Origin of the sequence: Pseudomonas sp. AKS31, assembly GCF_023634765.1 — a bacterium.
Lineage (GTDB): Bacteria > Pseudomonadota > Gammaproteobacteria > Pseudomonadales > Pseudomonadaceae > Aquipseudomonas.
This window is the reverse complement of sequence record NZ_JAMLFX010000017.1, coordinates 32,913-58,398: the sequence shown is the minus strand read 5'-3', so window position 1 is coordinate 58,398 and position 25,486 is coordinate 32,913. Positions and strand designations below refer to the sequence as shown.

Annotated in this window: 20 protein-coding genes and 1 tRNA gene; 18 read left to right on the top strand and 3 right to left on the bottom strand. The window is 58.5% G+C overall.

Going from position 1 to position 25,486, the window contains the following annotated elements; genetic code table 11:
• The first annotated feature begins 110 nt into the window (after positions 1 to 110).
• The 7 genes from apaG (at position 111) to M9827_RS25525 (ending at position 8,191) form a co-directional block, all read left to right on the top strand.
• Positions 111 to 491: a Co2+/Mg2+ efflux facilitator ApaG/CorD gene (gene apaG, locus M9827_RS25555; RefSeq protein WP_250607936.1), complete on the top strand. Its 381-nt coding sequence runs from the start codon at positions 111 to 113 to the stop codon at positions 489 to 491.
• The gene (locus tag M9827_RS25550; RefSeq protein WP_250607934.1) at positions 491 to 1,372 is read left to right on the top strand and encodes a symmetrical bis(5'-nucleosyl)-tetraphosphatase; all 882 of its coding nucleotides are present in this window, start codon (positions 491 to 493) and stop codon (positions 1,370 to 1,372) included. Before apaG ends, M9827_RS25550 begins: the two co-directional genes overlap by 1 nt.
• Before the next feature lie 33 nt (positions 1,373 to 1,405).
• The gene (gene glpE, locus M9827_RS25545) at positions 1,406 to 1,735 is read left to right on the top strand and encodes a thiosulfate sulfurtransferase GlpE (RefSeq protein ID WP_123589042.1); all 330 of its coding nucleotides are present in this window, start codon (positions 1,406 to 1,408) and stop codon (positions 1,733 to 1,735) included.
• Between the two features lie 298 nt (positions 1,736 to 2,033).
• Positions 2,034 to 3,956: a PrkA family serine protein kinase gene (locus tag M9827_RS25540; RefSeq protein WP_007910115.1), complete on the top strand. Its 1,923-nt coding sequence runs from the start codon at positions 2,034 to 2,036 to the stop codon at positions 3,954 to 3,956.
• Positions 3,957 to 4,073: 117 nt separating this feature from the next.
• Positions 4,074 to 5,345, top strand: coding sequence for a YeaH/YhbH family protein (locus M9827_RS25535; protein WP_250607932.1), 1,272 nt, complete (start codon positions 4,074 to 4,076; stop codon positions 5,343 to 5,345).
• Positions 5,342 to 6,904, top strand: a complete 1,563-nt coding sequence (locus M9827_RS25530) for a SpoVR family protein (protein ID WP_123454033.1) — start codon at positions 5,342 to 5,344, stop codon at positions 6,902 to 6,904. The genes M9827_RS25535 and M9827_RS25530 overlap by 4 nt, the downstream gene beginning before the upstream one ends.
• A 63-nt stretch (positions 6,905 to 6,967) precedes the next feature.
• Positions 6,968 to 8,191, top strand: a complete 1,224-nt coding sequence (locus M9827_RS25525) for a multifunctional CCA addition/repair protein (protein WP_250607930.1) — start codon at positions 6,968 to 6,970, stop codon at positions 8,189 to 8,191.
• 90 nt (positions 8,192 to 8,281) lie between these two features.
• On the opposite strand, the gene folK is transcribed toward M9827_RS25525, so the two are convergent.
• Together folK and folB are read right to left on the bottom strand one after the other, a co-directional pair.
• Entirely contained in the window at positions 8,282 to 8,797 is a 516-nt protein-coding gene (folK, locus tag M9827_RS25520; RefSeq protein WP_250607929.1) for a 2-amino-4-hydroxy-6-hydroxymethyldihydropteridine diphosphokinase, read from the bottom strand.
• Complete coding sequence (gene folB / locus M9827_RS25515; RefSeq protein ID WP_064390789.1) at positions 8,788 to 9,144, bottom strand: dihydroneopterin aldolase; 357 nt, start codon at positions 9,142 to 9,144, stop codon at positions 8,788 to 8,790. Before folB ends, folK begins: the two co-directional genes overlap by 10 nt.
• A gap of 74 nt (positions 9,145 to 9,218) precedes the next feature.
• Here folB and plsY point away from each other — a divergent pair, with 74 nt between their 5' ends.
• Positions 9,219 to 9,788, top strand: a complete 570-nt coding sequence (gene plsY, locus M9827_RS25510; RefSeq protein WP_064390790.1) for a glycerol-3-phosphate 1-O-acyltransferase PlsY — start codon at positions 9,219 to 9,221, stop codon at positions 9,786 to 9,788.
• A 23-nt stretch (positions 9,789 to 9,811) separates the two neighbouring features.
• Here plsY and tsaD read toward each other — a convergent pair whose 3' ends face one another.
• On the bottom strand, positions 9,812 to 10,837 hold the full coding sequence (gene tsaD, locus M9827_RS25505) for a tRNA (adenosine(37)-N6)-threonylcarbamoyltransferase complex transferase subunit TsaD (protein ID WP_102356239.1): 1,026 nt from the start codon (positions 10,835 to 10,837) through the stop codon (positions 9,812 to 9,814).
• A gap of 199 nt (positions 10,838 to 11,036) precedes the next feature.
• Here tsaD and rpsU point away from each other — a divergent pair, with 199 nt between their 5' ends.
• The 10 genes from rpsU to M9827_RS25455 all read left to right on the top strand — a co-directional run bounded on the left by rpsU (position 11,037) and on the right by M9827_RS25455 (position 25,484).
• Positions 11,037 to 11,252 carry a 30S ribosomal protein S21 gene (gene rpsU, locus M9827_RS25500; protein ID WP_002551877.1) on the top strand — a complete coding sequence of 72 codons (216 nt, stop codon included), beginning with the start codon at positions 11,037 to 11,039 and terminating at the stop codon, positions 11,250 to 11,252.
• Positions 11,253 to 11,737: 485 nt separating this feature from the next.
• The gene (gene dnaG, locus M9827_RS25495; RefSeq protein WP_250607928.1) at positions 11,738 to 13,702 is read left to right on the top strand and encodes a DNA primase; all 1,965 of its coding nucleotides are present in this window, start codon (positions 11,738 to 11,740) and stop codon (positions 13,700 to 13,702) included.
• Positions 13,703 to 13,769: 67 nt separating this feature from the next.
• Positions 13,770 to 15,614, top strand: a complete 1,845-nt coding sequence (gene rpoD, locus M9827_RS25490; RefSeq protein WP_250607927.1) for an RNA polymerase sigma factor RpoD — start codon at positions 13,770 to 13,772, stop codon at positions 15,612 to 15,614.
• Positions 15,615 to 15,740: 126 nt separating this feature from the next.
• A complete protein-coding gene (locus M9827_RS25485) occupies positions 15,741 to 19,487 on the top strand; it encodes a bifunctional diguanylate cyclase/phosphodiesterase (RefSeq protein ID WP_250607926.1) in 3,747 nt (1,248 codons plus the stop codon).
• A 15-nt stretch (positions 19,488 to 19,502) separates the two neighbouring features.
• Positions 19,503 to 19,579: transfer RNA gene (locus M9827_RS25480), tRNA-Ile, on the top strand.
• A gap of 211 nt (positions 19,580 to 19,790) precedes the next feature.
• Positions 19,791 to 20,894: an acyltransferase family protein gene (locus tag M9827_RS25475; RefSeq protein WP_250607925.1), complete on the top strand. Its 1,104-nt coding sequence runs from the start codon at positions 19,791 to 19,793 to the stop codon at positions 20,892 to 20,894.
• 175 nt (positions 20,895 to 21,069) lie between these two features.
• Entirely contained in the window at positions 21,070 to 22,164 is a 1,095-nt protein-coding gene (gene ptaA, locus M9827_RS25470; RefSeq protein ID WP_250607924.1) for a pyoverdine biosynthesis transaminase PtaA, read from the top strand.
• A gap of 145 nt (positions 22,165 to 22,309) precedes the next feature.
• Positions 22,310 to 22,771 (top strand): Lrp/AsnC family transcriptional regulator, encoded by a 462-nt coding sequence (locus M9827_RS25465; RefSeq protein WP_007910086.1) that lies wholly within the window; start codon positions 22,310 to 22,312, stop codon positions 22,769 to 22,771.
• Between the two features lie 223 nt (positions 22,772 to 22,994).
• On the top strand, positions 22,995 to 24,677 hold the full coding sequence (locus M9827_RS25460) for a flavin monoamine oxidase family protein (protein WP_250607922.1): 1,683 nt from the start codon (positions 22,995 to 22,997) through the stop codon (positions 24,675 to 24,677).
• Between the two features lie 12 nt (positions 24,678 to 24,689).
• A complete protein-coding gene (locus tag M9827_RS25455) occupies positions 24,690 to 25,484 on the top strand; it encodes a carbon-nitrogen hydrolase family protein (protein ID WP_250607920.1) in 795 nt (264 codons plus the stop codon).
• The last annotated feature ends 2 nt before the right edge of the window (positions 25,485 to 25,486 follow it).

Here is a 25,486-nt window from a genome sequence, read left to right as displayed (position 1 = left end):
ACGATGAACGCTATCGGGCAGGACGCCACTCTGGTTTACTGCCCGATACTTGCCTAGACTGATTCCCCATCAGCTACGCCCCGCGTTCCGCTTCGTTTAAGGCCTCTTGCATGTCCGATTCCCGTTACCAGGTCGATGTCAGTGTCGTTACCCACTATCTGGCAGACCAATCGCAGCCCGAGCAACACCGCTTCGCCTTCGCCTACACCATCACCGTGCAGAACAATGGTGAGCAGCCCGCCCGCCTGATGTCGCGTCACTGGGTGATCACCGACGGTGACGGACATGTCGAAGAAGTTCGCGGCGCAGGCGTCGTCGGCCAGCAACCTTTGATCGACGCCGGCCAAAGCCACACGTACAGCAGCGGCACGGTGATGACCACCAAGGTCGGCACCATGCAGGGCACTTACGAAATGGTTGCCGACGACGGCAAGCATTTCGACGCTATCATCAAACCTTTCCGCCTCGCCGTGCCTGGAGCCTTGCACTGATGACGACGTATGCCGTCGGCGACCTGCAAGGCTGCCTCGAACCGCTCAAGTGCCTGCTCAAGCAAGTAGCGTTCGACACCAGGCTCGATCGTCTGTGGCTGGTCGGCGATCTGGTCAACCGTGGCCCGCAGTCGCTGGAAACCCTGCGCTTTCTATATGGCATGCGCGAGTCGCTGGTCTGTGTACTCGGTAATCACGACCTGCACCTGCTGGCAGCGGCGAAAAACATCGAGCGTTTGAAAAAGTCCGATACCCTGCGCGAGATTCTCGAAGCACCGGACAGTGCCGAACTGCTGGAATGGGTGCGTCAACAAAAGCTCATGCACTACGACGAGCAGCGCGATGTCGCCATGGTCCACGCTGGCATTCCACCGCAGTGGTCGTTACGCCGCGCCTTGAAGTGCGCTGATGAAGTCCAGACGGCCCTGCGAGACGACAACATGCTGCTCGCCTACCTCGACGGCATGTATGGCAACGAGCCAGCGAAATGGGACAACGATCTCAAAGGCGTGGCCCGCCTTCGTGTGATCACCAACTATTTCACGCGCATGCGCTTCTGCACCGCCGAAGGCAAACTCGACCTCAAGAGCAAGGAAGGCCTCGACACTGCCCCGCCCGGCTACAAACCCTGGTTTCAGCACAAGGAGCGCAAGACCAAAGGCCTGCGCATCATCTTCGGCCACTGGGCGGCGCTTGAAGGGAATATCCATGAGCCAGGTATCTCGGCGCTGGACACCGGTTGTGTCTGGGGCGGCAGCCTGACCCTGATGAACGTCGACAGCGGTGAGCGCGTGTCGTGCAAATGCGATGAACACGGCGGCCTCGCCCCGACCGTCGCACCACTTATCCCCGAAACTTCGCCAGTCAGCACACCGCGTTAGACTGCGCTTTCAGCCGAGCAACAGGAACCCGCCATGAGCGAATTCAAACGAATCCCCCCGGAACAGGCCCAGGCCCTGCGTGAGCAAGGTGCCGTTGTCGTCGACGTTCGCGACCCGGCCACTTTTGCCGCGCTGCACATCAGTGGCTCAAAGCATCTGGACAATCACTCGCTGCACGCTTTCATTCAAGGTGCCGACCTCGATGCGCCAACTGTAGTCGTCTGCTACCACGGCAATTCCAGCCAGGGTGCCGCGGCGTACCTGATCAGCCAGGGCTTCTCCGACGTCTACAGCATGGACGGCGGCTTTGAGTTGTGGCGTACGACGTATCCCTCAGAAACCGCGCAAGGCACCGCCGAATAATTTTTTTTGTCACGCGCAGGCCCCGGCTGACGTGGGCCTGCGCCGGCAGACGAACGGTCTTGCCACACATAATTACGTATCTCGCCTTTACCTCCCGAATTCCCAACTATCCTTAAGCCCAGGCCATCCAAAACAGGGGAGAGCCGGTACACCGGCGCACGGGTCATCGGGAGTGACTTTCGCGATTGTCGATCGTGAAAGTGTTCTGGGGGGTAAACAAACAGCTGCCACAACAGTTGTTTGCCAGCATCGACTGAGTGATCCGGCGTCGGCTCCACGTATCGAGCGAGGTGACGTCATGAGTATCTTTAGCCACTTCCAACAACGCTTCGAGTCCACACGCCAGGAAGAACTCTCGCTGCAAGAGTACCTGGAGCTGTGCAAGAAAGACCGTAGCGCCTACGTTTCCGCCGCCGAGCGTCTGTTACTGGCCATCGGTGAGCCGGAACTGCTCGACACCTCGACCAATTCGAGGCTGTCACGCATCTTCTCCAACAAGGTGATCCGTCGCTATCCGGCCTTTGAAGACTTCCACGGGATGGAAGAATGCATCGACCAGATCGTCTCGTATTTCCGCCACGCCGCCCAAGGCCTGGAAGAGAAGAAACAAATCCTCTATCTGCTCGGCCCCGTCGGTGGCGGTAAATCGTCCCTGGCCGAGAAGCTGAAACAATTGATCGAAAAAGTGCCCTTCTATGCGATCAAGGGCTCGCCGGTATTCGAATCGCCTCTGGGTCTGTTCAACGCCACTGAAGATGGCGCGATCCTCGAGGAAGACTTCGGCATTCCACGGCGCTACCTGAACACCATCATGTCGCCATGGGCGACCAAGCGCCTGGCCGAATTTGGCGGCGACATCAGCCAGTTCCGCGTGGTCAAACTCTACCCGTCGATCCTCAACCAGATCGCCGTGGCCAAGACCGAACCGGGCGACGAGAACAACCAGGACATTTCCGCACTGGTCGGTAAAGTCGACATCCGCAAACTTGAGGAATACCCACAGAACGACGCCGACGCCTACAGCTACTCCGGTGCGCTGTGCCGGGCCAACCAGGGCCTGATGGAATTCGTCGAAATGTTCAAGGCACCGATCAAGGTGCTGCACCCATTGCTGACCGCGACGCAGGAAGGCAACTACAACAGTACCGAAGGCCTCGGGGCGATTCCGTTCACCGGGATCCTCCTCGCCCACTCCAACGAATCGGAATGGCACACTTTCCGCAACAACAAGAACAACGAAGCGTTCATCGACCGGATCTACATCGTCAAAGTGCCGTATTGCCTGCGCGTCAGTGACGAAGTGAAGATTTACGACAAACTGCTGTTCAACAGCTCGCTGGCCAAGGCCCATTGCGCGCCTGACACCTTGAAAATGCTCGCGCAGTTCACGGTGCTGTCACGCCTCAAGGAGCCGGAAAACTCCAACATCTATTCGAAGATGCGCGTCTACGACGGCGAAAACCTCAAGGACACCGATCCGAAGGCCAAGTCGATTCAGGAATACCGCGACTCGGCAGGCGTCGACGAAGGCATGAACGGCCTGTCGACCCGGTTTGCGTTCAAGATTCTCTCCAAGGTGTTCAACTTCGACCCGCATGAAATCGCCGCCAACCCGGTGCACCTGCTCTATGTGCTGGAACAGCAGATCGAACAGGAACAGTTCCAGGCCGAGACGCGCGAACGCTATTTGCGCTATCTGAAGGAATACCTGGCACCGCGTTATATCGAATTCATCGGCAAGGAGATCCAGACCGCGTACCTCGAGTCTTACAGCGAGTACGGCCAGAACATCTTCGACCGCTACGTGCTGTACGCGGACTTCTGGATTCAGGATCAGGAATACCGCGATCCGGAAACCGGCGAGATCCTCAACCGCGTCGCGCTCAACGAAGAACTGGAAAAAATCGAAAAACCGGCCGGCATCAGCAATCCGAAGGATTTCCGCAACGAGATCGTCAACTTCGTATTGCGCGCACGGGCCAACAACAACGGCAAGAACCCGACCTGGCTCAGCTACGAAAAACTGCGGGTGGTCATCGAGAAGAAAATGTTCTCGAACACCGAGGACCTGCTGCCAGTCATCAGTTTCAATGCCAAGGCCAGCAAAGAGGATCAGCAAAAGCACAACGACTTCGTCACTCGAATGGTCGAACGCGGCTACACCGACAAACAGGTACGGCTTCTTTCCGAATGGTACCTACGGGTCCGCAAATCGCAGTAAAGCAGCTGCAAGCCTCTAGCGACAAGCTGCAAGAGAACAGCAGAGACCGGTTTCGGGAACGGGAAAGCTTTCACTTGCAGCTTGAGGCTTATGACTTGAAGCTCCCCGGAGGGGTCTATGAGCTATGTGATCGACCGACGTCTCAATGGCAAGAACAAGAGCACGGTAAACCGCCAGCGTTTCCTGCGGCGTTACCGTGACCACATCAAAAAGGCTGTCGAAGAGGCGGTCAGCCGGCGCTCCATTACCGATATGGAGCACGGCGAACAGATCAGTATTCCCGGTCGCGACATCGACGAACCGGTGCTTCACCATGGTCGCGGCGGCAAGCAGACTGTTGTGCATCCCGGCAACAAGGAATTCACCGCCGGCGAACACATCGCCCGCCCGCCGGGAGGAGGTGGCGGACGTGGTCCGGGCAAGGCCGGCAACTCCGGCGAGGGCATGGACGAATTCGTCTTCCAGATCACCCAGGAAGAATTCCTCGAGTTCATGTTCGAAGACCTCGAACTGCCGAATCTGGTCAAACGCAACCTGAGCGGCACCGACACCTTCAAAACCGTACGTGCGGGAATCAGCAACGAGGGTAACCCGTCGCGGATCAACATCATCCGTACCCTGCGTTCAGCCCACGCAAGGCGCATTGCCCTGTCCGGCAGCAGCCGGGCGAAACTGCGCGAAGTCAAAGCCGAACTTGAACGCCTGAGACGCGAAGAACCGGACAACTTCGGCGATATTCAGGAACTCGAGGCAGAAATGGAGAAACTCAGCGCGCGCATTCATCGCGTGCCGTTCCTCGACACTTTTGACTTGAAATACAACCTGCTGATCAAACAACCGAATCCGAGCTCAAAAGCGGTGATGTTCTGCCTGATGGACGTCTCCGGCTCCATGACCCAGGCGACCAAGGACATCGCCAAGCGCTTTTTCATCCTGTTGTATCTGTTCCTGAAACGGAACTACGACAAAATCGACGTGGTGTTCATCCGCCATCACACCAGCGCCCGGGAAGTCGACGAAGAGGAGTTTTTCTATTCACGGGAAACCGGCGGCACCATCGTTTCCAGCGCCCTGAAACTGATGCAGGAAATCATGGCCGAGCGCTATCCGAGCAACGAGTGGAACATCTACGCGGCGCAGGCTTCCGACGGCGACAACTGGAACGATGACTCGCCGATCTGCCGTGACATCCTGATCAACCAGATCATGCCGTTTGTGCAGTACTACACTTATGTGGAGATCACCCCGCGCGAACATCAGGCCTTGTGGTACGAATACGAACGCATCGCCGAAGCCTTCTCTGACACTTTTGCCCAGCAGCAACTGGTCTCGGCCGGGGATATCTATCCGGTCTTCCGTGAACTCTTCCAGCGCAGGTTAGTGACATGACCGCCAAAGAGCAGAAGCGCCAACCCATTTCCACCGGCTCCGAATGGACGTTCGAGCTGATCCAGACCTACGACCGCGAGATCGCCCGGATCGCGGCCCGCTATGCGCTGGATACCTACCCCAATCAGATCGAAGTGATTACCGCCGAGCAGATGATGGACGCCTATGCCTCGGTGGGCATGCCGCTGGGTTACCACCACTGGTCCTACGGCAAACACTTCCTCAGCACTGAAAAATCCTACAGCCGTGGGCAGATGGGCCTGGCCTACGAAATCGTGATCAACTCCGACCCGTGCATCGCCTATCTAATGGAGGAAAACACCATCTGCATGCAGGCGCTGGTAGTGGCGCATGCCTGCTACGGCCACAACAGTTTCTTCAAGGGCAATTACCTGTTCCGCACCTGGACCGACGCGAGTTCTATCATCGATTACCTGGTGTTTGCCAAGCAGTACATCATGCAGTGCGAGGAGCGCCACGGCATCGATGCGGTGGAAGATCTGCTCGACTCCTGCCATGCGCTGATGAACTACGGCGTCGACCGCTACAAGCGTCCTTACCCGATCTCCGCCGAAGAAGAACGCCGCCGGCAAAAGGATCGCGAAGAACACATGCAGAAGCAGATCAACGATCTGTGGCGCACCATTCCCAAAGGTGCGGACAAGTACAGCGACAAGGACAATGCCCGCTTCCCGGCAGAGCCGCAGGAAAACATCCTGTATTTCATCGAGAAACACGCGCCGTTGCTGGAACCGTGGCAGCGCGAGATCGTGCGGATCGTGCGCAAGATCGCCCAGTATTTCTATCCACAACGCCAGACCCAAGTAATGAATGAAGGCTGGGCAACGTTCTGGCATTACACGCTGATGAACGACCTGTATGACGAAGGGCTGGTTACTGACGGCTTCATGATGGAGTTCCTGACTTCGCACACCAGCGTGGTGTTCCAGCCGGGTTTCGATAGCCCCTACTACAACGGCATCAACCCCTACGCGCTTGGTTTTGCGATGTATCGCGACATCCGGCGCATGTGCGAAGAACCTACCGAAGAGGATCGTCGCTGGTTCCCGGAAATCGCCGGGACCGACTGGCTGTCGACCATCAAGTTCGCCATGAGCAGCTTCAAGGATGAGAGTTTCATCCTGCAGTACCTGTCACCGAAAGTGATCCGCGACCTGAAACTGTTCAGTATTCTCGATGATGACCAGAAGGACGATCTGCTGGTGCCGGCCATCCACGATGAACCCGGTTACCGGATCATCCGCGAAACCCTGGCGGCGCAATACAACCTCGGCAACCGTGAACCGAACGTGCAGATTTACAGCATCGATCGGCGCGGCGACCGCTCACTGACCCTGCGTCACCAGCAGCACGACCGCAAACCGCTGGGTGATTCCACTGAAGAGGTGCTTAAACACCTGCATCGTTTGTGGGGCTTCGATATTCATCTGGAAACCCTGCAAGGCGACCAGATCATGAAAACCCATCACGTTCCGCCGCGCAGCGAACACAGCGAAGGCGATTACGGTCGGCTTGATCTTGCCGTGATTCATCTTTGATCGGGATCTGGCCTCCGGAAGTCTGACGCAAGGGTTATCCTGTCGGGCTAACGGAGGTTTTTTATGCAGATTTTCAAGGTTGGCGGTGCCGTACGTGACCGCTTGCTGGGCAAACCGGTCACGGACATCGATTGGGTGGTGGTCGGTGCCACCACGGACGAAATGCTCGCCCAGGGTTATCGCCCGGTTGGCGCGGATTTCCCGGTGTTTCTTCATCCCAAAAGCGGCGAGGAGTACGCCCTCGCCCGCACGGAACGCAAGAGCGGACGCGGCTATGGCGGCTTCACCTTTCACGCCAGCCCCGAAGTGACGCTCGAAGAAGACCTGATTCGCCGCGACCTGACCATCAACGCCATGGCCGAGGACGATCAACACAATCTGACCGATCCCTATCATGGCCAGCGCGACCTGGAAGCCCGGATCCTGCGCCACGTTTCTCCGGCGTTCGCCGAAGATCCCCTCCGTGTACTGCGCGTTGCCCGTTTCGCTGCGCGTTATGCCGGGCTGGGCTTTACTGTCGCGCCGGAGACGCTGGAATTGATGCGAAAGCTCAGCGAGTCCGGCGAACTGGAAGCGCTGACCGCCGAACGCAACTGGAAAGAAATCTCCCGAGCACTGATGGAAGATCAGCCGCAGGTGTTCATTCAGGTGCTGCGCGACTGCGGCGCGCTGAAAGTACTGATGCCGGAAGTCGACGCACTTTTCGGTGTGCCACAACCGGAAGCGCATCACCCGGAAATCGATACCGGCCTGCACACCCTCAGCGTGCTGGAACAATCAGCGCTGCACAAACAACCGCTGACGGTTCGTTGGGCCTGTCTGCTGCACGACCTCGGCAAAGGCCTGACCCCGCAAGCAGAGTGGCCGCGGCACATCGCCCATGAACACACCGGGTTGAAGCTGATCAAAGCAGTCAGCGAACGCTTCAAGGCGCCGAAGGATTGCCAGGAACTGGCGTTGCTGGTCGGCCAGTACCACACCCATGGCCACCGCGCGCTGGAGCTGAAAGCTTCGACGCTGCTGGAACTGCTGCAGAGTTTTGACGTGTATCGCCGACCGCAGCGGTTTGAAGAGTTCATCGCCGCGTGCGAAATGGATGCCCGCGGACGCAAGGGGCTGGAGCAGAGAAATTATCCACAGGCGGATTACTTGCGTGGCGCGGCGAAGGCTGCGCGCGAAGTTGCGGTGCAGCCGTTGCTGGAGAAGGGATTCAAAGGCCCGGAACTGGGCGAAGCGCTGAAGCGTGAACGGCTCAAGGCGTTGAAAGCCTACAAAGAGAACGCCTGAAGCAAGATCCAAAGATCGCAGCCTGCGGCAGCTCCTACACGGGAATATGCGTTTCTCTGTAGGATCTGCCGCAGGCTGCGATCTTTTGCCTTAAAGATTCTGCGGGGTCAGTTGCGCGCCACGCCACTCGAACGCCACCGGCGCCAGCACCTGATCAATCTGCGCTTCAGCCCACAATGTCGCGAAGCTTTTTCCCACGCCCGGATGCACGCGATCCGGCGCAATCAACGACAACGGCCACAACACAAAAGCATTTTTCAGAATTTCCGCACGCGGCAAGACCAGACCGTCGAAATTCCCCACCAGATCGCCATACAGCAGCACGTCGATATCCAGCGGCAAGCCCTTGCGATCCGGTGCATAGCGACCGTTATCCGCCTCGATGAATTTCAAGCGCCGGTCCAGCTCGATCAACGGCAGGTCGGTATACGCCGACACCACAAAGTTGAAGAACGGCCCGCTTTTGATCCCCACAGGCGCGCTTTCGAACACCGCCGAACAGCGGATATCCACCAGAAATGTCGCCAAAGCGTCGAGCCCGGCGCGCAAATGACTTTCGCGCTCGATATTGCTACCGAGCCCGAGGTAGACCTGAGTCAGCGACATCCGCGCTCGATCTCCACGCCCACACCACCCTTGGCAGCCGGAACGGCGCCGGGCTTGGTCAGCTTCAGGCGTACCCAAGTGATCTTGAATTCGCTCATCAGCACTTCAACCAGACGCTCGGCGAAGGTCTCGACCAACTGAAACTGCGCTTGCTCGGCAAACGCCTGAATCCGCGTGGATACGCTGGCGTAGTCGAGCGCCAGGGTCAGGTCATCTCCGGCGGCGGCCGGGCGATTGTCCCAGGCGAAGCTCAGATCAAGTCGCAGACACTGGCGGATGCCGCGCTCCCAGTCGTAGGCACCGATCACGGTGTCGACTTCCAGGCCCTCGATAAACACTCTGTCCAAGCACTTCTCTCCGCTGCACGACAAGGGCGCAATGCGCCGTTAGAATCAGGGCGTCCTCGCCCGGAATAGTTAGCATGTTTTGGTTACTGGCGACTCTCGCCTACCTGCTCGGCTCGCTGTCCTTCGCCATTTTGCTCAGCCGCCTGACCGGAAACCCGGATCCGCGAATGAGTGGCTCGGGCAATGCCGGCGCCACCAACATGCTGCGCCTGGCCGGTCGCAAACTGGCGATCCTGACCTTGCTGGGTGATCTGTGCAAAGGCCTTGTGCCGGTGCTGATCGCCTCGGCTGTGGGCCTTTCGCTGCAGGATCAGGCGTGGATCGGCGTCTGCGCCGTGATCGGTCACCTGTTCCCGCTGTATTTCCGCTTCCGCGGCGGCAAGGGTGTCGCCACCGCCGCCGGCATGCTGCTGGGCCTGTATCCGCCCGCCGCGCTGCTGGCCGTGTGCGCCTGGCTGCTGACGTTCTACCTGACCCGCACCAGCTCACTGGCGGCGCTGATTGCCACGCCGCTGACCCTGCCCTTGCTCGCCTGGCAGGAACCTGAAGCGTTATTGCCGATGAGCGCACTGACCTTGCTCATCGTCTGGCGCCACCGCGGCAATCTACGCGACCTGTTTGCCGGGCGCGAACGGCATTTTTAAATATCGTCGATGAGTGCCGCTCATCACAACGCCGACAATTGCTCCATCGGCCAGCGCGCCTGCACGCTGATCGCCAGACTTTCCTGCTGGCCGGCCTGCAAACGCTGGCAACCGGCGAAGGCGATCATCGCGCCATTGTCGGTGCAGAACTCCGGACGCGCGTAAAACACATCGCCCTTCATGTCGCCGAGCATCTTTTCCAGGGAAACACGCAACGCCTTGTTGGCGCTGACGCCGCCCGCAATCACCAGACGCTTCATGCCGGCCTGTTTCAGGGCACGCTTGCACTTGATGGTCAAAGTCTCCACCACGGCCTGCTGGAACGCCAGCGCGATGTCGCAACGGGCTTGCTCGCTGTCGTCCCCGGCGCTGACGCATTGCTGCCAGGTATTGAGGGCGAAGGTTTTCAAGCCGCTGAAGCTGAAATCCAGGCCCGGACGATCACACATCGGACGCGGAAAGGTAAAACGTCCTGCGACGCCCTTCTCTGCCAGCTTGGCGATTTCCGGCCCGCCCGGGTAATTGAGGCCCATCATCTTCGCGGTCTTGTCGAACGCTTCGCCGGCGGCATCGTCGAGCGTCTCGCCGAGCAGGCTGTATTGGCCGATGCCATCGACCTGAACCAACTGCGTATGACCGCCGGAGACCAACAAAGCGACGAACGGGAATTCCGGTGGTTTTGGCTCCAGCATCGGCGCCAGCAAGTGGCCTTCCATGTGGTGCACGCCGAGCGCCGGAATGCCCCAGGCAAACGCCAGCGCCTGAGCGCAGGAGGCACCGACCAGCAACGCGCCAACCAGGCCGGGGCCAGCGGTATAGGCGATCGCATCGATCTCGGTCGGCACGCAGTCGGCCTCGGCCAACACCTGACGAATCAAGGGCAGCATGCGTTTGACATGGTCACGCGAGGCCAGCTCCGGCACTACGCCACCATAAGCGCGGTGCAGGTCGATCTGGCTAAACAGTGCATCGGCCAGCAGGCCGCGTTCGCTGTCATATAATGCGACACCGGTTTCGTCGCAGGAGGTTTCTAATCCCAGTACTAGCATGGGTTTGCGCCTTGTTTAGGCTGAATTCGAAGGCGCGCATAATAGTCGCCACGTGATGCCCCGACCAGCGGTTTTCGATCAGAGGCTTTGCATTCCGAGCGATGAGGGGTTAACATCCGCAACCCTTAAAAACCGACGTCTTCAAGTGCTCTTTTGCCGCGAGGATGTTGACCCCGGTAATGAATGAAGGTAGCTCTGGATGCCAGCCGTCAAAGTTAAAGAGAACGAACCCTTCGACGTAGCTCTGCGTCGTTTCAAGCGCTCCTGCGAAAAAGCCGGTGTACTGGCTGAAGTTCGTAGCCGCGAATTTTACGAGAAGCCAACTTCTGAGCGTAAGCGCAAAGCAGCAGCCGCTGTTAAGCGTCACGCCAAGAAAGTTCAGCGCGAACAGCGCCGCGCCGTTCGTCTGTACTAATATACAGACGTTCGTAGCAAGCTTCTTGCCTAAGCCCGGCTCTCAGCCGGGCTAATGGCATTTGCGTAAAACGCTTGATGCTTCACCGTCGAAGCCGCACACGCGACCGAGACAAATCTGCTTCACGCGTCAGACCTGGCTCTTTTGCCAGCGGTGCACGTCTTTTCTGACGAGCCTTTCAAGGCTACTGACGAGCACACCCACTGATTCCTCTTACGACGATCAGCCCAAGGCACCTGCATGCGTGCCCGCTTTATTGAGCTATCCGAGGCCCTGAACCGGCCGTCAGCGGATTCAGCGCAACACTTTCAAATAGTCGACGACTGATGAGTACTAACGTCAGTGGATTTTCGGCAGATACACTTCCCGACAGCGATTACGCAGACGACACTGGTCGAGCCGCACATTTTGCGCGCTTCAAACAATGACCCGCGTCCGGCAGCCTTTCGCATCGGACTTATTACAGCGCAGACGATGAGAACGCCATGGCCGGGCTGATTCCCCAGAGCTTCATTGACGACCTGCTGAACCGCACCGACATCGTCGACGTGGTCAGTTCGCGCGTGCAATTGAAGAAGGCCGGCAAAAACTACACCGCCTGCTGCCCGTTTCACAAAGAGAAAACCCCGTCCTTCAGCGTCAGCCCCGACAAGCAGTTCTATTACTGCTTCGGCTGCGGTGCCGGCGGCAATGCCCTCGGCTTTCTCATGGATCACGACAACCTGGATTTCCCCCAGGCTGTCGAAGATCTGGCCAAAGCTGCCGGCATGGAAATCCCCCGCGAAGAAAGCGGCCGCGAGCGCAAGCCACGGCAGCCGACCGATTCGCCGCTGTATCCACTGCTCACTGCCGCCGCCGACTTTTACCGGCAGGCCCTCAAGAGCCATCCGGCACGCAAAGCCGCAGTGGATTACCTCAAGGGCCGCGGCTTGACTGGCGAGATCGCCCGGGATTTCGGTCTCGGCTTCGCGCCGCCGGGCTGGGACAACCTGTTCAAGCACTTGAGCAGCGACACTTTGCAGCAGAAGGCCATGATCGACGCCGGCCTGCTGATCGAGAACGCCGAAACCGGCAAACGCTATGACCGCTTCCGCGATCGCGTGATGTTCCCGATCCGCGACACCCGTGGGCGCATCATCGCTTTCGGCGGCCGCGTGCTCGGCGACGACAAGCCGAAATACCTGAACTCACCGGAAACCCCGGTATTCCATAAAGGCCAGGAACTCTACGGCCTCTATGAAGCACGCAAGAACAACCGCAACCTCGACGAAATCATCGTCGTCGAAGGCTACATGGACGTCATCGCCCTCGCTCAGCAGGGGCTGAAGAACGCCGTCGCGACGCTGGGCACCGCGACCAGCGAAGAACACATGAAGCGCCTGTTCCGCGTCGTACCGAACGTATTGTTCTGCTTCGACGGCGACCAGGCCGGCCGTAATGCCGCCTGGCGCGCCTTGGAAGCCACGCTTTCAAGCCTGCAGGACGGGCGCCGCGCACGCTTCCTGTTTCTGCCCGAAGGCGAAGACCCGGATACCTTGGTGCGCGCCGAAGGCACTGATGCCTTCAAGGCCCGGATCAATCAGCACGCTCAGCCGCTGGCGGATTATTTCTTCCAGCAACTGACCGAAGAGGCCGATCCGCGGTCGCTCGAAGGCAAGGCCCATCTGGCCACCCTCGCCGCACCGCTGATCGACAAGGTTCCGGGTGCCAACCTGAGGATTCTGATGCGTCAGCGCCTGACCGAAATCACCGGCCTGAGCAGTGAAACCGTCAGTCAGCTCGCACAAAATGCACCGCAGGAAGCGCCGCCTGCCTACGATCCGGGCATCGATTACGACGCAATGCCGGACTACAGCGACTACCATCAGCCGCAGGCACAGGACATGTATGTGCCGCAGCAGGAGTGGACACCGAAGAAGCCCGGCGCTGGCGGCAAGAAGTGGGACAAAAAGCCCTGGGACAAGAACGGCAAACGTGGCGGTGATCGCGACCAGCAGCGCCCGCGCACACCGATTGGCGTAGAGTCGCCGACCCTGACCGCCCTGCGCACACTGCTTCATCACCCGCAACTGGCCGAACGCGTCGAAGATGCCGGGCACATTGCGGACGAAAATCAGACCAACGCCCAGTTGCTTGTGGCGCTGCTCGAAGCCGTACAGAAGAATCCCAAGCTAAACTCATTTCAGTTGATCGCGCGATGGCACGGCACCGAACAGGGACGCTTGCTCAAGGCACTGGCAGAAAAGGAGTGGCTGATTGACGGCGATAACCTTGAACAACAGTTTTTCGACACCATTACTAGCTTGTCAGCCCGCCAACGCGAGCGAAATCTGGAACAGTTGCTCAGGAAAGCGCGTCAAAGCGAACTGAGTATCGAAGAGAAAAATCAACTGCGCGACCTACTAAGTCGCAATGTTTCCGCATCAAACCCGACCTCAACTGGCGCGTGAGGTCATAGCTCAGGTATAATCCTCGGCTTGTTTTTTGCCCGCCAAGACCTTCAGTGGATAGGGTGTTATGTCCGGAAAAGCGCAACAGCAGTCTCGTATTATTGAGTTGATCAAACTGGGTCGTGAGCAGAAGTATCTGACTTACGCCGAGGTCAACGACCACCTGCCCGAGGATATTTCAGATCCTGAGCAGGTGGAAGACATCATCCGCATGATTAACGACATGGGGATCCCCGTACACGAGAGTGCTCCGGATGCGGACGCCCTTATGTTGGCCGACGCCGATACCGACGAGGCCGCTGCGGAAGAAGCAGCCGCTGCGTTGGCAGCGGTGGAGACCGATATCGGTCGCACCACTGACCCTGTGCGCATGTACATGCGTGAAATGGGTACGGTCGAGCTTCTGACTCGTGAAGGCGAAATCGAAATCGCCAAACGTATCGAAGAGGGCATCCGTGAAGTGATGAGCGCAATCGCGCACTTCCCTGGCACGGTTGACCACATTCTCTCCGAGTACACCCGCGTCACCACCGAAGGTGGTCGCCTGTCCGACGTCCTGAGCGGTTATATCGACCCGGATGACGGCATTGCGCCGCCTGCCGAAGTGCCGCCGCCGATCGAAGCGAAAGCAGCGAAAGCCGACGACGACACCGACGACGATGAAGCCGAATCTTCCGACGACGAAGAAGAAGCCGAAAGCGGTCCGGATCCGGTCATCGCTGCCCAGCGCTTCGGCGCCGTGGCTGACCAGATGGAAATCACCCGCAAGGCCCTGAAAAAGCACGGTCGCAACAACAAGGCAGCGATTGCCGAGTTGCTCGCACTGGCCGAGCTGTTCATGCCGATCAAACTGGTACCGAAGCAATTCGAAGGCCTGGTCGAGCGTGTTCGCAGTGCCCTGGATCGTCTGCGTCAGCAAGAGCGCGCGATCATGCAACTGTGCGTACGGGATGCACGTATGCCACGCGCCGATTTCCTGCGTCAGTTCCCGGGCAATGAAGTCGACGAAAGCTGGTCCGACGCCCTGGCCAAAGGCAAAAGCAAATACGCTGAAGCCATTGGTCGCGTACAACCGGACATCATTCGTTGCCAGCAGAAACTGATCGCGCTGGAAACCGAAACCGGTCTGACCATCGCAGAAATCAAGGACATCAACCGTCGCATGTCGATCGGTGAGGCCAAGGCCCGCCGCGCGAAGAAAGAGATGGTTGAAGCCAACCTGCGTCTGGTGATCTCGATCGCCAAGAAGTACACCAACCGCGGCCTGCAATTCCTCGATCTGATCCAGGAAGGCAACATCGGCCTGATGAAAGCGGTGGACAAGTTCGAATACCGTCGCGGTTACAAGTTCTCGACTTATGCCACCTGGTGGATCCGTCAGGCGATCACTCGCTCGATCGCCGACCAGGCCCGCACCATCCGTATTCCGGTGCACATGATCGAGACGATCAACAAGCTCAACCGTATTTCCCGGCAGATGTTGCAGGAAATGGGTCGCGAACCGACCCCGGAAGAGCTGGGCGAACGCATGGAAATGCCTGAGGACAAGATCCGCAAGGTATTGAAGATCGCTAAAGAGCCGATCTCCATGGAAACCCCGATCGGTGATGACGAAGACTCCCATCTGGGTGACTTCATCGAAGACTCGACCATGCAGTCGCCAATCGATGTCGCCACTGTTGAGAGCCTGAAAGAAGCGACTCGCGAAGTGCTGTCCGGCCTTACTGCCCGTGAAGCCAAAGTACTGCGCATGCGTTTCGGTATCGACATGAACACCGACCATACGCTCGAAGAAGTGGGCAAACAGTTTGACGTAACGCGTGAGCGGATCCGTCAGATCGAAGCCAAGGCGCTGCGCAAGCTGCGCCACCCGACGCGAAGCGAGCATCTGCGCTCCTTCCTCGACGAGTGATACCAGAACCCCCGGCCCAGGCCGGGGGTTTTGTTTATATGGCAGATTAAATCCTTCGCAGCCCTCCTCCCCCGCATACCCCGTCTACACTCGAAACAATCATCCCCGAGCCATAACGAGAGCGTTATGCCCAGATTGGCGTCCGTGCTTTTTTTGCTGTCACTGATGATCTGGACCGCAACGGCTGACGCGCTGACTCTCACCGATGAAGAACGTAGCTGGCTGGCGGCTCACCCGGACTTGCACCTGGGTGTCGATGCATCGTGGCCGCCCTTTGAGTTTCGCGATGACCAGAACCGTTATCAGGGTCTGGCGGCGGACTATATCGACGTGATTCGCCAACGCCTGGCGATCAAACTGACCCCCATCGAACCGGTGAGCTGGACGCTGGTGCTGGAGCAGGTCAAACAGGGCAAGATCGACCTTCTGCCCGGCATCATGTCCACCCCCGAGCGCCAGACCTACCTGTCGTTCACCCGCCCTTATCTTGATTTTCCGATCGTCATTCTCGCCCACATCGGCGGCGCGCAACCGCGCAAGCTCGACGACCTGTATGGTTTGAAGATCGCCGTGGTGGAGAACTACGCGCCCCACGAACTGCTGCGCACTCACCATCCCGATCTGAATCTGGTGGCCATGCCCAACGTCAGCTCGGCATTGCAGGCGCTGGCGACCGACGAAGTGGACGCCGTCGTCGGCGACCTCGCGTCCAGCGTCTGGAGCCTGCGCCAACTCAAGCTCGACGGCCTGTACGTCAGCGGCGAAACCCCGTATCGCTACCAACTGGCGATGGCCGTGCCCCGTGACAACAAGGTGCTGGTGGGAATTCTCGACAAAGTCCTCGCGGACATGAGCCCTGATGAAATCAGCAGCATTCAGGAACATTGGGTCGGTAACGTCCTTGATCATCGGACATTCTGGTCGGATCTGCTGATCTACGGTCTGCCGGGGCTGTTGCTGTTGGTGGCGATTCTCGCCGTGGTGATCCGCATCAACCGCCGCCTCAGTTCGGAAATCGCCCGCCGCATCGACCTCGAACAGGAACTGCGCAGCAGCGAATACCACTATCGCGGCCTGGTCGAGAGCCTGTCGGCCATCGCCTGGGAAGCGCGGATGAGCGACTTCACCTATAGCTATGTCTCACCCCACGCCGAAGACTTGCTTGGCTATCCGCAATCACACTGGTTGATCCCCGGGTTTTGGCACAACATCATTCACCCGGCCGACCTGACCCGTACGCAGAGTTACTGCAAAGAAGCGCTTCGCCAGGGTCGCGATCACATCGTCGACTATCGCGTGATCACCGCTGATGGCCGCTGCCTGTGGGTGCGCGACATCGTCAGCCTGATCGAACACGGTCATGAACCAGTCATGCGTGGCTTGATGATCGACATCAGCGAAATCAAACGCACGGAAGAGGCATTGCGGCTGTCGGAGCAAAAATTCGCCTCAGTGTTCCAGCAATGCCCGGACATTCTGGTGATTGCACGGCTGTCCGATGGCTGTCTGCTGGAGGTTAACGAAGCGTTTGAAGAGCAGATCGGGCTGAAAGCCGAAGAAGTCCTGGGGCAAACCGCGACCGATCTGAATATCTGGGGGATTCCCGGCGTCGGGCCGGGGCTGCTACAGCGCTTGCAAGCGGGCAGCATTCGCAATCTGGAAATGCCCTTTCGCCGCAACAATGGTCAGCTGTTTACCGGCCTGATTTCCGCCGAGCCGTTTGACCTCGACACCACCCCCGCGCTGGTTGTCGTAGTGCGTGACATCTCCCAGCTCAAGGAAACCCAACAGCAACTGCAAACCTCCGAAGAGAAGTTCGCCAAAGCCTTCCACGCCTCGCCGGACGGCTTGTTGCTGTCACGCCAGAGCGATGGCCTGCTGCTGGAGGTCAACGAAGGCTTCAGCCGTATCACCGGTTTCAATAGCGCCATGTCGGTGGATCGCTCGGCGCTGGATCTGGGGATCTGGGTAAACCTCAATGAACGCAAACAGATGCTCGATCTTTTGCATCGTGACGGCTTCGTCCGTGACTTCACCTGCCATATCCGCCGCAGCGACGGGCAGATCCGCCTCTGCGAAGTGTCCAGCCGTCCGCTGCCGATCGGCGAAGAAGACTGCATGCTGACCATCGCCCGCGACATCACCGAGCGGCATCTGATGCAGGAAAAACTGCAACAGGCCGCCACCGTGTTCGAAAGTACCGCTGAAGGCGTACTGATCACCGACACCCAACAGCACATCAGTGCGGTCAACCGCGCCTTTACAGAAATCACCGGCTATAGCGAAAGCGAAGCGCTCGGGCATACACCGCGTCTGCTCGCCTCAGGCCTGCATGACAGCGCCTTTTACGCGGCAATGTGGCACCAGTTGACCGACGAGGGCCACTGGCAAGGCGAGATCTCCAACCGGCGCAAGAATGGCGAGTTATACCCGAGCTGGCTGACCATCAGCGCCGTGCGCAACCGCGACAAGTTCATTACCCACTTTGTCGCGGTGTTTGCCGACATCTCCAGCCTCAAGCACGCGCAAGCCAAGCTCGACTATCAGGCGCACCACGACCCACTCACCGGTCTGCCAAACCGCATGCTGTTCGAAAACCGCTTGCTGATGGCGCTGAACAGTCAGCAGGAAAATGGCGGTCAGGGCGCCGTGCTGTTTCTCGATCTTGACCGTTTCAAACACATCAATGACAGCCTCGGCCACCCGGTCGGCGACCTGCTGCTCAAGGGCATCGCCGTGCGCCTCAAAGAGCAGTTGCGCGACATCGATACCGTGGCGCGTCTGGGCGGTGACGAATTCATCATCCTGCTGCCCGGCCTGCAACAGGCCAGCGACGCCGACAACATCGCCACCAAACTGCTCAATTGCTTCGGAGCACCGTTCCAGGCCGGCGAGCATGAGTTCTTCATCAGCGCCAGCATCGGCACCAGTCTCTATCCGAGGGACGGCTGCGATGTCGCCACGCTGGTGAAAAACGCCGACGCGGCGATGTACCGTTCCAAGGCCAAAGGCCGAAACCGCGTCGAGAGCTACACTCGCGACCTCACCGCCCAGGCCAGCGAGCGTATTGCGCTTGAGCACGAACTGCGCCGGGCCATCGAGCGCGATGAACTGTTCCTCTACTACCAACCGAAAATCAGCCTCGACGATCATCGTCTGGTCGGAGCCGAAGCGCTGATCCGCTGGCGTCACCCGACCTTCGGCGACGTGCCGCCTGAGCACTTCATTCCGCTGGCCGAAGAGAACGGCATGATCCTGCAGATCGGTGACTGGGTGCTCGAAACGGCGTGCCGGCAAATGTTCGAATGGAGTCAGGTCTATGACAGCCTCGGTCCGCTGTCAGTAAACCTCGCCGGCGCGCAACTGCGGCAGCCGAATCTGCTCGTACGCATTGAGCAGTTGCTCAACGACAACCGCCTGCAGCCGGATTTACTGCAACTGGAAATTACCGAGAATTTCATCATGAGTCAGGCCGAAGAGGCGCTGGCGGTGCTGCACCAACTCAAACACCTCGGCGTTCAATTGGCGATCGATGACTTCGGCACCGGATACTCTTCGCTCAGTTACCTCAAACGCCTGCCACTGGACATCCTCAAAATCGACCAGTCGTTTGTCCGCGGACTGCCCGACGACCCCCACGATGCAGCCATTGTGCGGGCCATCATCGCGCTGGGCCGGAGCATGCAATTCACGGTTATCGCCGAGGGTGTGGAAACCCAGGCGCAACAACAATTTCTCGCCGCCGAGGGCTGTGAACAGATCCAGGGCTACATCGTCAGCCTGCCGCTGCCGCCGGAAGAATTTGCGGCAACGTTTCTTCATGTAACCGTATCGGATTTTTCGGATAGCACAGCCGAGAAACCGTCGCTATAATCCGCGACCTACTGAGGGCCTATAGCTCAGTTGGTTAGAGCAGAGGACTCATAATCCTTTGGTCCACGGTTCAAGTCCGTGTGGGCCCACCAAATTGAAAGCCGCGCAATGCGCGGCTTTCGCGTTTCTGGCGCGGGAGCAGCTCAAACCGCTATGCCCAGAATCCGCCGTAGCGTTGCAGCTTTTAGATTTCAACTACCGCATAGAGAAACGACCCGGCCTGCACATCGTGCTTGCATCAAAGGATGCATTAATACCAAATGCCGGAACAGGATGTACCTCCCGATCAAGGAACGAAATCGCGTGCATAAACTTTCTTCGCTACAGGCTGCCAGGGGCTTGGCTGCTCTTCTGGTTGTCGCATTCCACTCTATGTTCATAAATGCAAAATATATTCAAGGCGATTCGATCACTCCCGATTTTTTTGTATACGGACAAACAGGCGTTGATCTCTTTTTTGCACTCAGCGGATTCGTGATGATTATCGCCTTCCGCAACAAGTTTGGTTTCCGAGGCGAGACATTAAACTTTCTCAAGGGGCGTTTTTTCCGAATCTACCCAACTTATTGGGTTTATTTTTTTGCAGTACTACTCGTTTTCACTATCAAGCCCGAGATGGTAAATAACTCTCAGAACGGCGATTCAAATCTCCTTTCTTCCTTTCTATTACTACCAGAAGAATCAGCGCCCCTGGTGATGGTTGCCTGGTCGCTGACGCATGAATTATGGTTTTATCTGGTGTTCGCCTTAATACTGCAGCTGCAAATAAAATATGTTTCGGTTTCGTTGATGGCCTGGTTACTTGCGATTGTCTTCGCGTCTTTTTTCATTCCCGCGACTGGCGCACCTTACCTGCGGATTATCACTCACGAATTTTCCATAGAGTTCATTCTCGGCGCGCTGGCGGCTATCGCTTATCTGAAGGTTGTGCATCGTCCCGCCTTGAAAAAGCTATTGCCGGTATTACTGGCAGCTTCGGGAATTACCAGTCTGCTTTACGCTTTTCTCGGTGAAACAGTGGGCAGTGCGGATGTCATTCAGGCGATATCGCTGGAAAGAGCTTTTCTAGTGGGTGGTGGCTATGCGCTCTTATTGCTGGCTTGTGCCTTGCAAGAATTCATAAGCAGAAAACGCGCCCCCCGGATGCTCGCGTTTTTCGGCGACATCTCCTATTCAATGTATCTCTCGCACATTCTCACGCTAAGTGTCTGCGGTCGCGTCTGGAGCATGCTCGGTTACGCCAGTGCAGGTACGTGGAGTGCCGTACTGTTCTGGACCCTGTCGTATAGTGCAGTCATTCTCGTATCGTTCATCAGTTATCAACTCATTGAACGTCGTGTGATGCAGTTTGCTCACCGGATAATAAAGCCTTTACCCGTCTCTCTTGAAAAAGCCACTACGCCCTGAAAAGCCCAGCTGACAAGGCCTTGTGCCCGAAAACAGGCTCACTCCTCTTTCAGGACCGAACAGGGCATACCGTGGTGGGACTGCACAACGGTAAATCAACCATTAACCAGTTCGTTACCTCAGTATCCGGGCCACACCGCCGTGGTGAATCTGATGATCCGAAAAGGGAGTTTTCATGGTTGATGTTACTCGACGCTCATTCGTTGGATTCGCCGCGACCCTGCCCCTGCTGGCTCACAACCCATGGGCACAGGCTCACATTGAAACCGCCTCGACAACGGCAACTTCTGATGACGTGCTGATCAACTTCAACGAAAGTCCTTGGGGCCCCTCAGCGGCAGCCCGGCTCGCGATGCAGGAAGGTATCGCCCTGTCGGGGCGTTATCCCTACAAGATCCAGTACCGACTCAATGCACTGTTTGCCCGCCAGCAAGGCATTTCCGAGGATTTCGTCCAGACGTATTGCGGCTCCAAACAGGCCTTGCAGCATGCCGTGCATGCCTTCACGCAGCAGGGCAGCCTGGTGGTCGCCGCGCCGTCCTACGAAGATCCCGCCCAGACGGCTCATGGCAGGAAAGTCACCGTCCACGAAGTGCCACTGAACGCCGAGCACGCCCACGACCTGTCGCGCATGCTGGCTGCCGACCCTCGGCCCGGTTTGATCTACATCTGCAACCCGAACAATCCGACCGGCACTCTCACGGCCCGCCGCGATATCGAACGTGCTCTGAAAGACAAACCCAAAGGCTCGATTCTGTTGGTCGATGAGGCTTACATCGACTTCTCACAGGCCACGACGTGCATTCCCCTGGTCAAGGATCACCCCGACCTGCTGGTGCTGCGTACCTTTTCGAAAATCTACGGCATGGCCGGCGCAAGGCTCGGGATCGCCGTGGGCAACCCAGCCCTGTTGGAACAACTGGAGGTGTTCGGCAACTACAACGTCCCGGCCGCATCGTCCCTGTTGGGAGCAATTGCCAGCCTTGAAGACGCGTCGCTGTTGAGCCAACGGAAACACAACAATACGCGCCTGCGCGAGGAAACCGTCGCGTGGCTGGATGCGCGCGGTTTTCGCTGCACGGCGTCCCAGGCCAATTGCTTCATGATCGACGTCAGACGCCCGGCGAGTGAAGTGGTCAAGGCACTCGCCGAGCGTCGTGTGCATGTCGGTCGCGTATGGAAAGAATGGCCGACCTGGGTTCGGGTGAGTGTCGGCACGGACGATGACATGCGCCGGTTCCGAGAGGCGTTTGCCGAGGTATTGGCGTAGGCAACACAGGCGCGAATGAACGGCCAGATTTCAGCAGAACAATAACGTCGACACTCAGGTGAGAATCCAATCATCGCCTGCAAGCGTCCCCACGATTGAGCCTGTAACATTCGCCAACCACCGATCCGCGCCAATGGAGCCACCCTTGCCAGACATCCGCCCGCCCGTGCTTGATGAAATCGACCGTCAGCTGATCGCAGCCCTGCAGATCAATGCCCGTGAGAGCGTGGCCATGCTCGCCCGGCAATTGGGCATTGCGCGCACCACCGTGACGTCGCGTCTGGCGCGGCTGGAAAAAGCCAAAGTGATCACCGGTTATGGCGTGCGTCTCGGCCAGCGAGTGGTCGATGGTGGGTTGCAGGCGTATGTCGGGATCAAGGTGCAGCCGCGCTCGGGCAAAGAGGTGTTGCGTCGGTTGAGTGCAATGGCACAGGTGCAGCAGTTGTGTGCGGTGAGTGGCGAATTTGATTATGTGGCGTGGTTGCGTACGGATTCGCCGGAGCAACTGGACCAGTTGCTCGATCAGATTGGCAGTGTGGACGGGGTGGAGAAGACGACCACGTCGATTATTTTGAGCAGCAAGATTGATCGGGGGCAGCCGGTTTAAGGTTTTGATCGGGCTTCTCGGGCGAGTTTCAGGGCCTCTTCGCGAGCAGGCTCGCTCCCACATTCTGATCGGTATGCAGTATCCGCTCGTCATATTGATCGCTAATTTGGCAAAACGACGGCACTTTGCGTCTTATTAACGTGTTCTACGCTCCCTAGAATGGCTGGCATCTTTTCCTATACTCAGACGCGCATCCTGCGTCGGGTCGCCAGCAAGGTCCGCCATGAACAAGAACAATCGCCATCCTGCAGACGGTAAGAAACCAGTCACCATTTTCGGTCCGGACTTTCCGTTCGCGTTCGACGACTGGATTGAACACCCGGCCGGCCTCGGCAGCATTCCTGAGCACAATCACGGCGCCGAAGTGGCGATCGTCGGCGCTGGCATCGCCGGCTTGGTAGCGGCTTACGAGCTGATGAAGCTCGGCCTGAAACCGGTGGTTTACGAGGCTTCGAAGCTTGGCGGGCGTCTGCGTTCGCAGGCGTTCAACGGCACTGACGGCATCGTCGCGGAACTGGGTGGCATGCGTTTCCCGGTGTCCTCCACCGCGTTCTATCACTACGTCGACAAGCTCGGCCTGGAAACCAAACCTTTCCCGAACCCGCTGACGCCGGCCTCCGGCAGCACCGTGATCGACCTGGAAGGCAAAACCCATTACGCACAAAGCCTGAAGGATCTTCCTGCACTGTTTCAGGAAGTGGCTGACGCCTGGGCGGACGCACTGGAAGCCGGCTCGCAGTTCGCCGATATCCAGCAAGCCATCCGCGATCGCGATGTGCCACGCCTGAAAGAGCTGTGGAATACCTTGGTGCCGCTGTGGGACGACCGCACCTTTTACGACTTCGTCGCCACGTCCGAGGCCTTCGCCAAACTGTCGTTCCATCACCGCGAAGTGTTCGGGCAGGTCGGTTTCGGCACCGGCGGCTGGGATTCGGACTTCCCCAACTCGATGCTGGAAATCTTCCGCGTGGTGATGACCAACTGCGACGATCACCAGCACCTTGTAGTCGGCGGCGTCGAGCAAGTGCCGCAAGGCATCTGGCGGCATGTGCCGGAACGCTGTGTGCACTGGCCTGAAGGCACCAGCCTGAAATCGCTGCACCGTGGCGCGCCGCGTTCCGGCGTGAAGAAGATTGCTCACGCGCCGGATGGCCGTTTCGCGGTCACCGACAATAACGGCGACACCCGCGAATACGCCGCGGTGCTGACCACTTGCCAGAGCTGGCTGCTGACTACCCAGATCGAATGTGACGAAACCCTGTTCTCGCAGAAGATGTGGATGGCCCTCGACCGCACCCGCTACATGCAGTCGTCGAAGACTTTCGTGATGGTCGACCGGCCATTCTGGAAAGACAAAGACCCGGAAACCGGCCGCGACCTGATGAGCATGACCCTCACTGATCGCCTGACCCGTGGCACCTATCTGTTCGACAACGGCGACGACAAACCGGGGGTGATCTGCCTGTCGTACTCGTGGATGAGCGACGCGCTGAAGATGCTCCCGCACCCGGTGGAAAAGCGCGTTGAGCTGGCGTTGAACGCGTTGAAAAAGATCTACCCGAAAGTCGACATCGCCGCGCGCATCATCGGCGATCCGATCACCGTGTCGTGGGAAGCCGATCCGTACTTCCTCGGTGCGTTCAAGGGCGCCCTGCCCGGCCACTACCGCTACAACCAGCGCATGTACGCGCACTTCATGCAGGACGAGATGCCCGCCGAGCAGCGCGGGATTTTCATCGCCGGTGACGATGTGTCGTGGACACCCGCGTGGGTTGAAGGCGCGGTGCAGACGTCGCTCAACGCGGTGTGGGGGATCATGAAGCATTTCGGCGGTTCGACACATAAAGCGAACCCGGGCCCGGGTGATGTGTTCAAAGACATCGGCCCTATCGCCCTGCCCGAGTAAGAGGAATCCCTGATGCGTGTAGCCCTTTATCAATGTCCACCGCTGCCCCTGGACCCCGCCGCCAACCTGCAACGCCTGCATCAAGTGGCGATGGAGGCCAAGGGCGCCGATCTGCTGGTGCTGCCGGAGATGTTCATGACCGGCTACAACATTGGCGCCGAAGCGGTCAGCACCTTGGCCGAGGTCTACAACGGGGAATGGGCGCAACAGATCGGCCGCATCGCCAAATCAGCCGGTCTGGCGATTGTCTATGGCTATCCAGAACGGACGGCGGACGGGCAGATCTACAACGCCGTGCAGTTGATCGACGCCAACGGTGAACGCCTGTGCAACTACCGCAAGACGCATCTGTTCGGTGATCTTGACCGCTCGATGTTCAGCCCCGGCGAAGGCGATTTTCCGGTGGTTGAATTGAACGGCTGGAAACTCGGTTTCCTGATCTGCTACGACCTGGAATTCCCGGAAAACACCCGACGCCTGGCCCTCGACGGCGCCGAGCTGATTCTGGTGCCGACGGCGAACATGATTCCATTTGATTTCGTCGCCGACGTCACCGTGCGTTCCCGGGCTTTCGAAAACCAGTGCTACGTGGCCTACGCCAACTACTGCGGCCATGAAGGCGAGATCCATTACTGTGGGCAAAGCAGCATCGCCGCGCCGGACGGCAGCCGCATCGCCCAGGCGGGTCTGGACGAAGCGTTGATTGTCGGCGAACTGGATCGGCAGTTGATGATCGATTCACGCGCGGCCAATCGCTACCTCAGCGACCGCCGCCCGGAGCTTTACGGCGCGCTGAACAAGCGCTAATC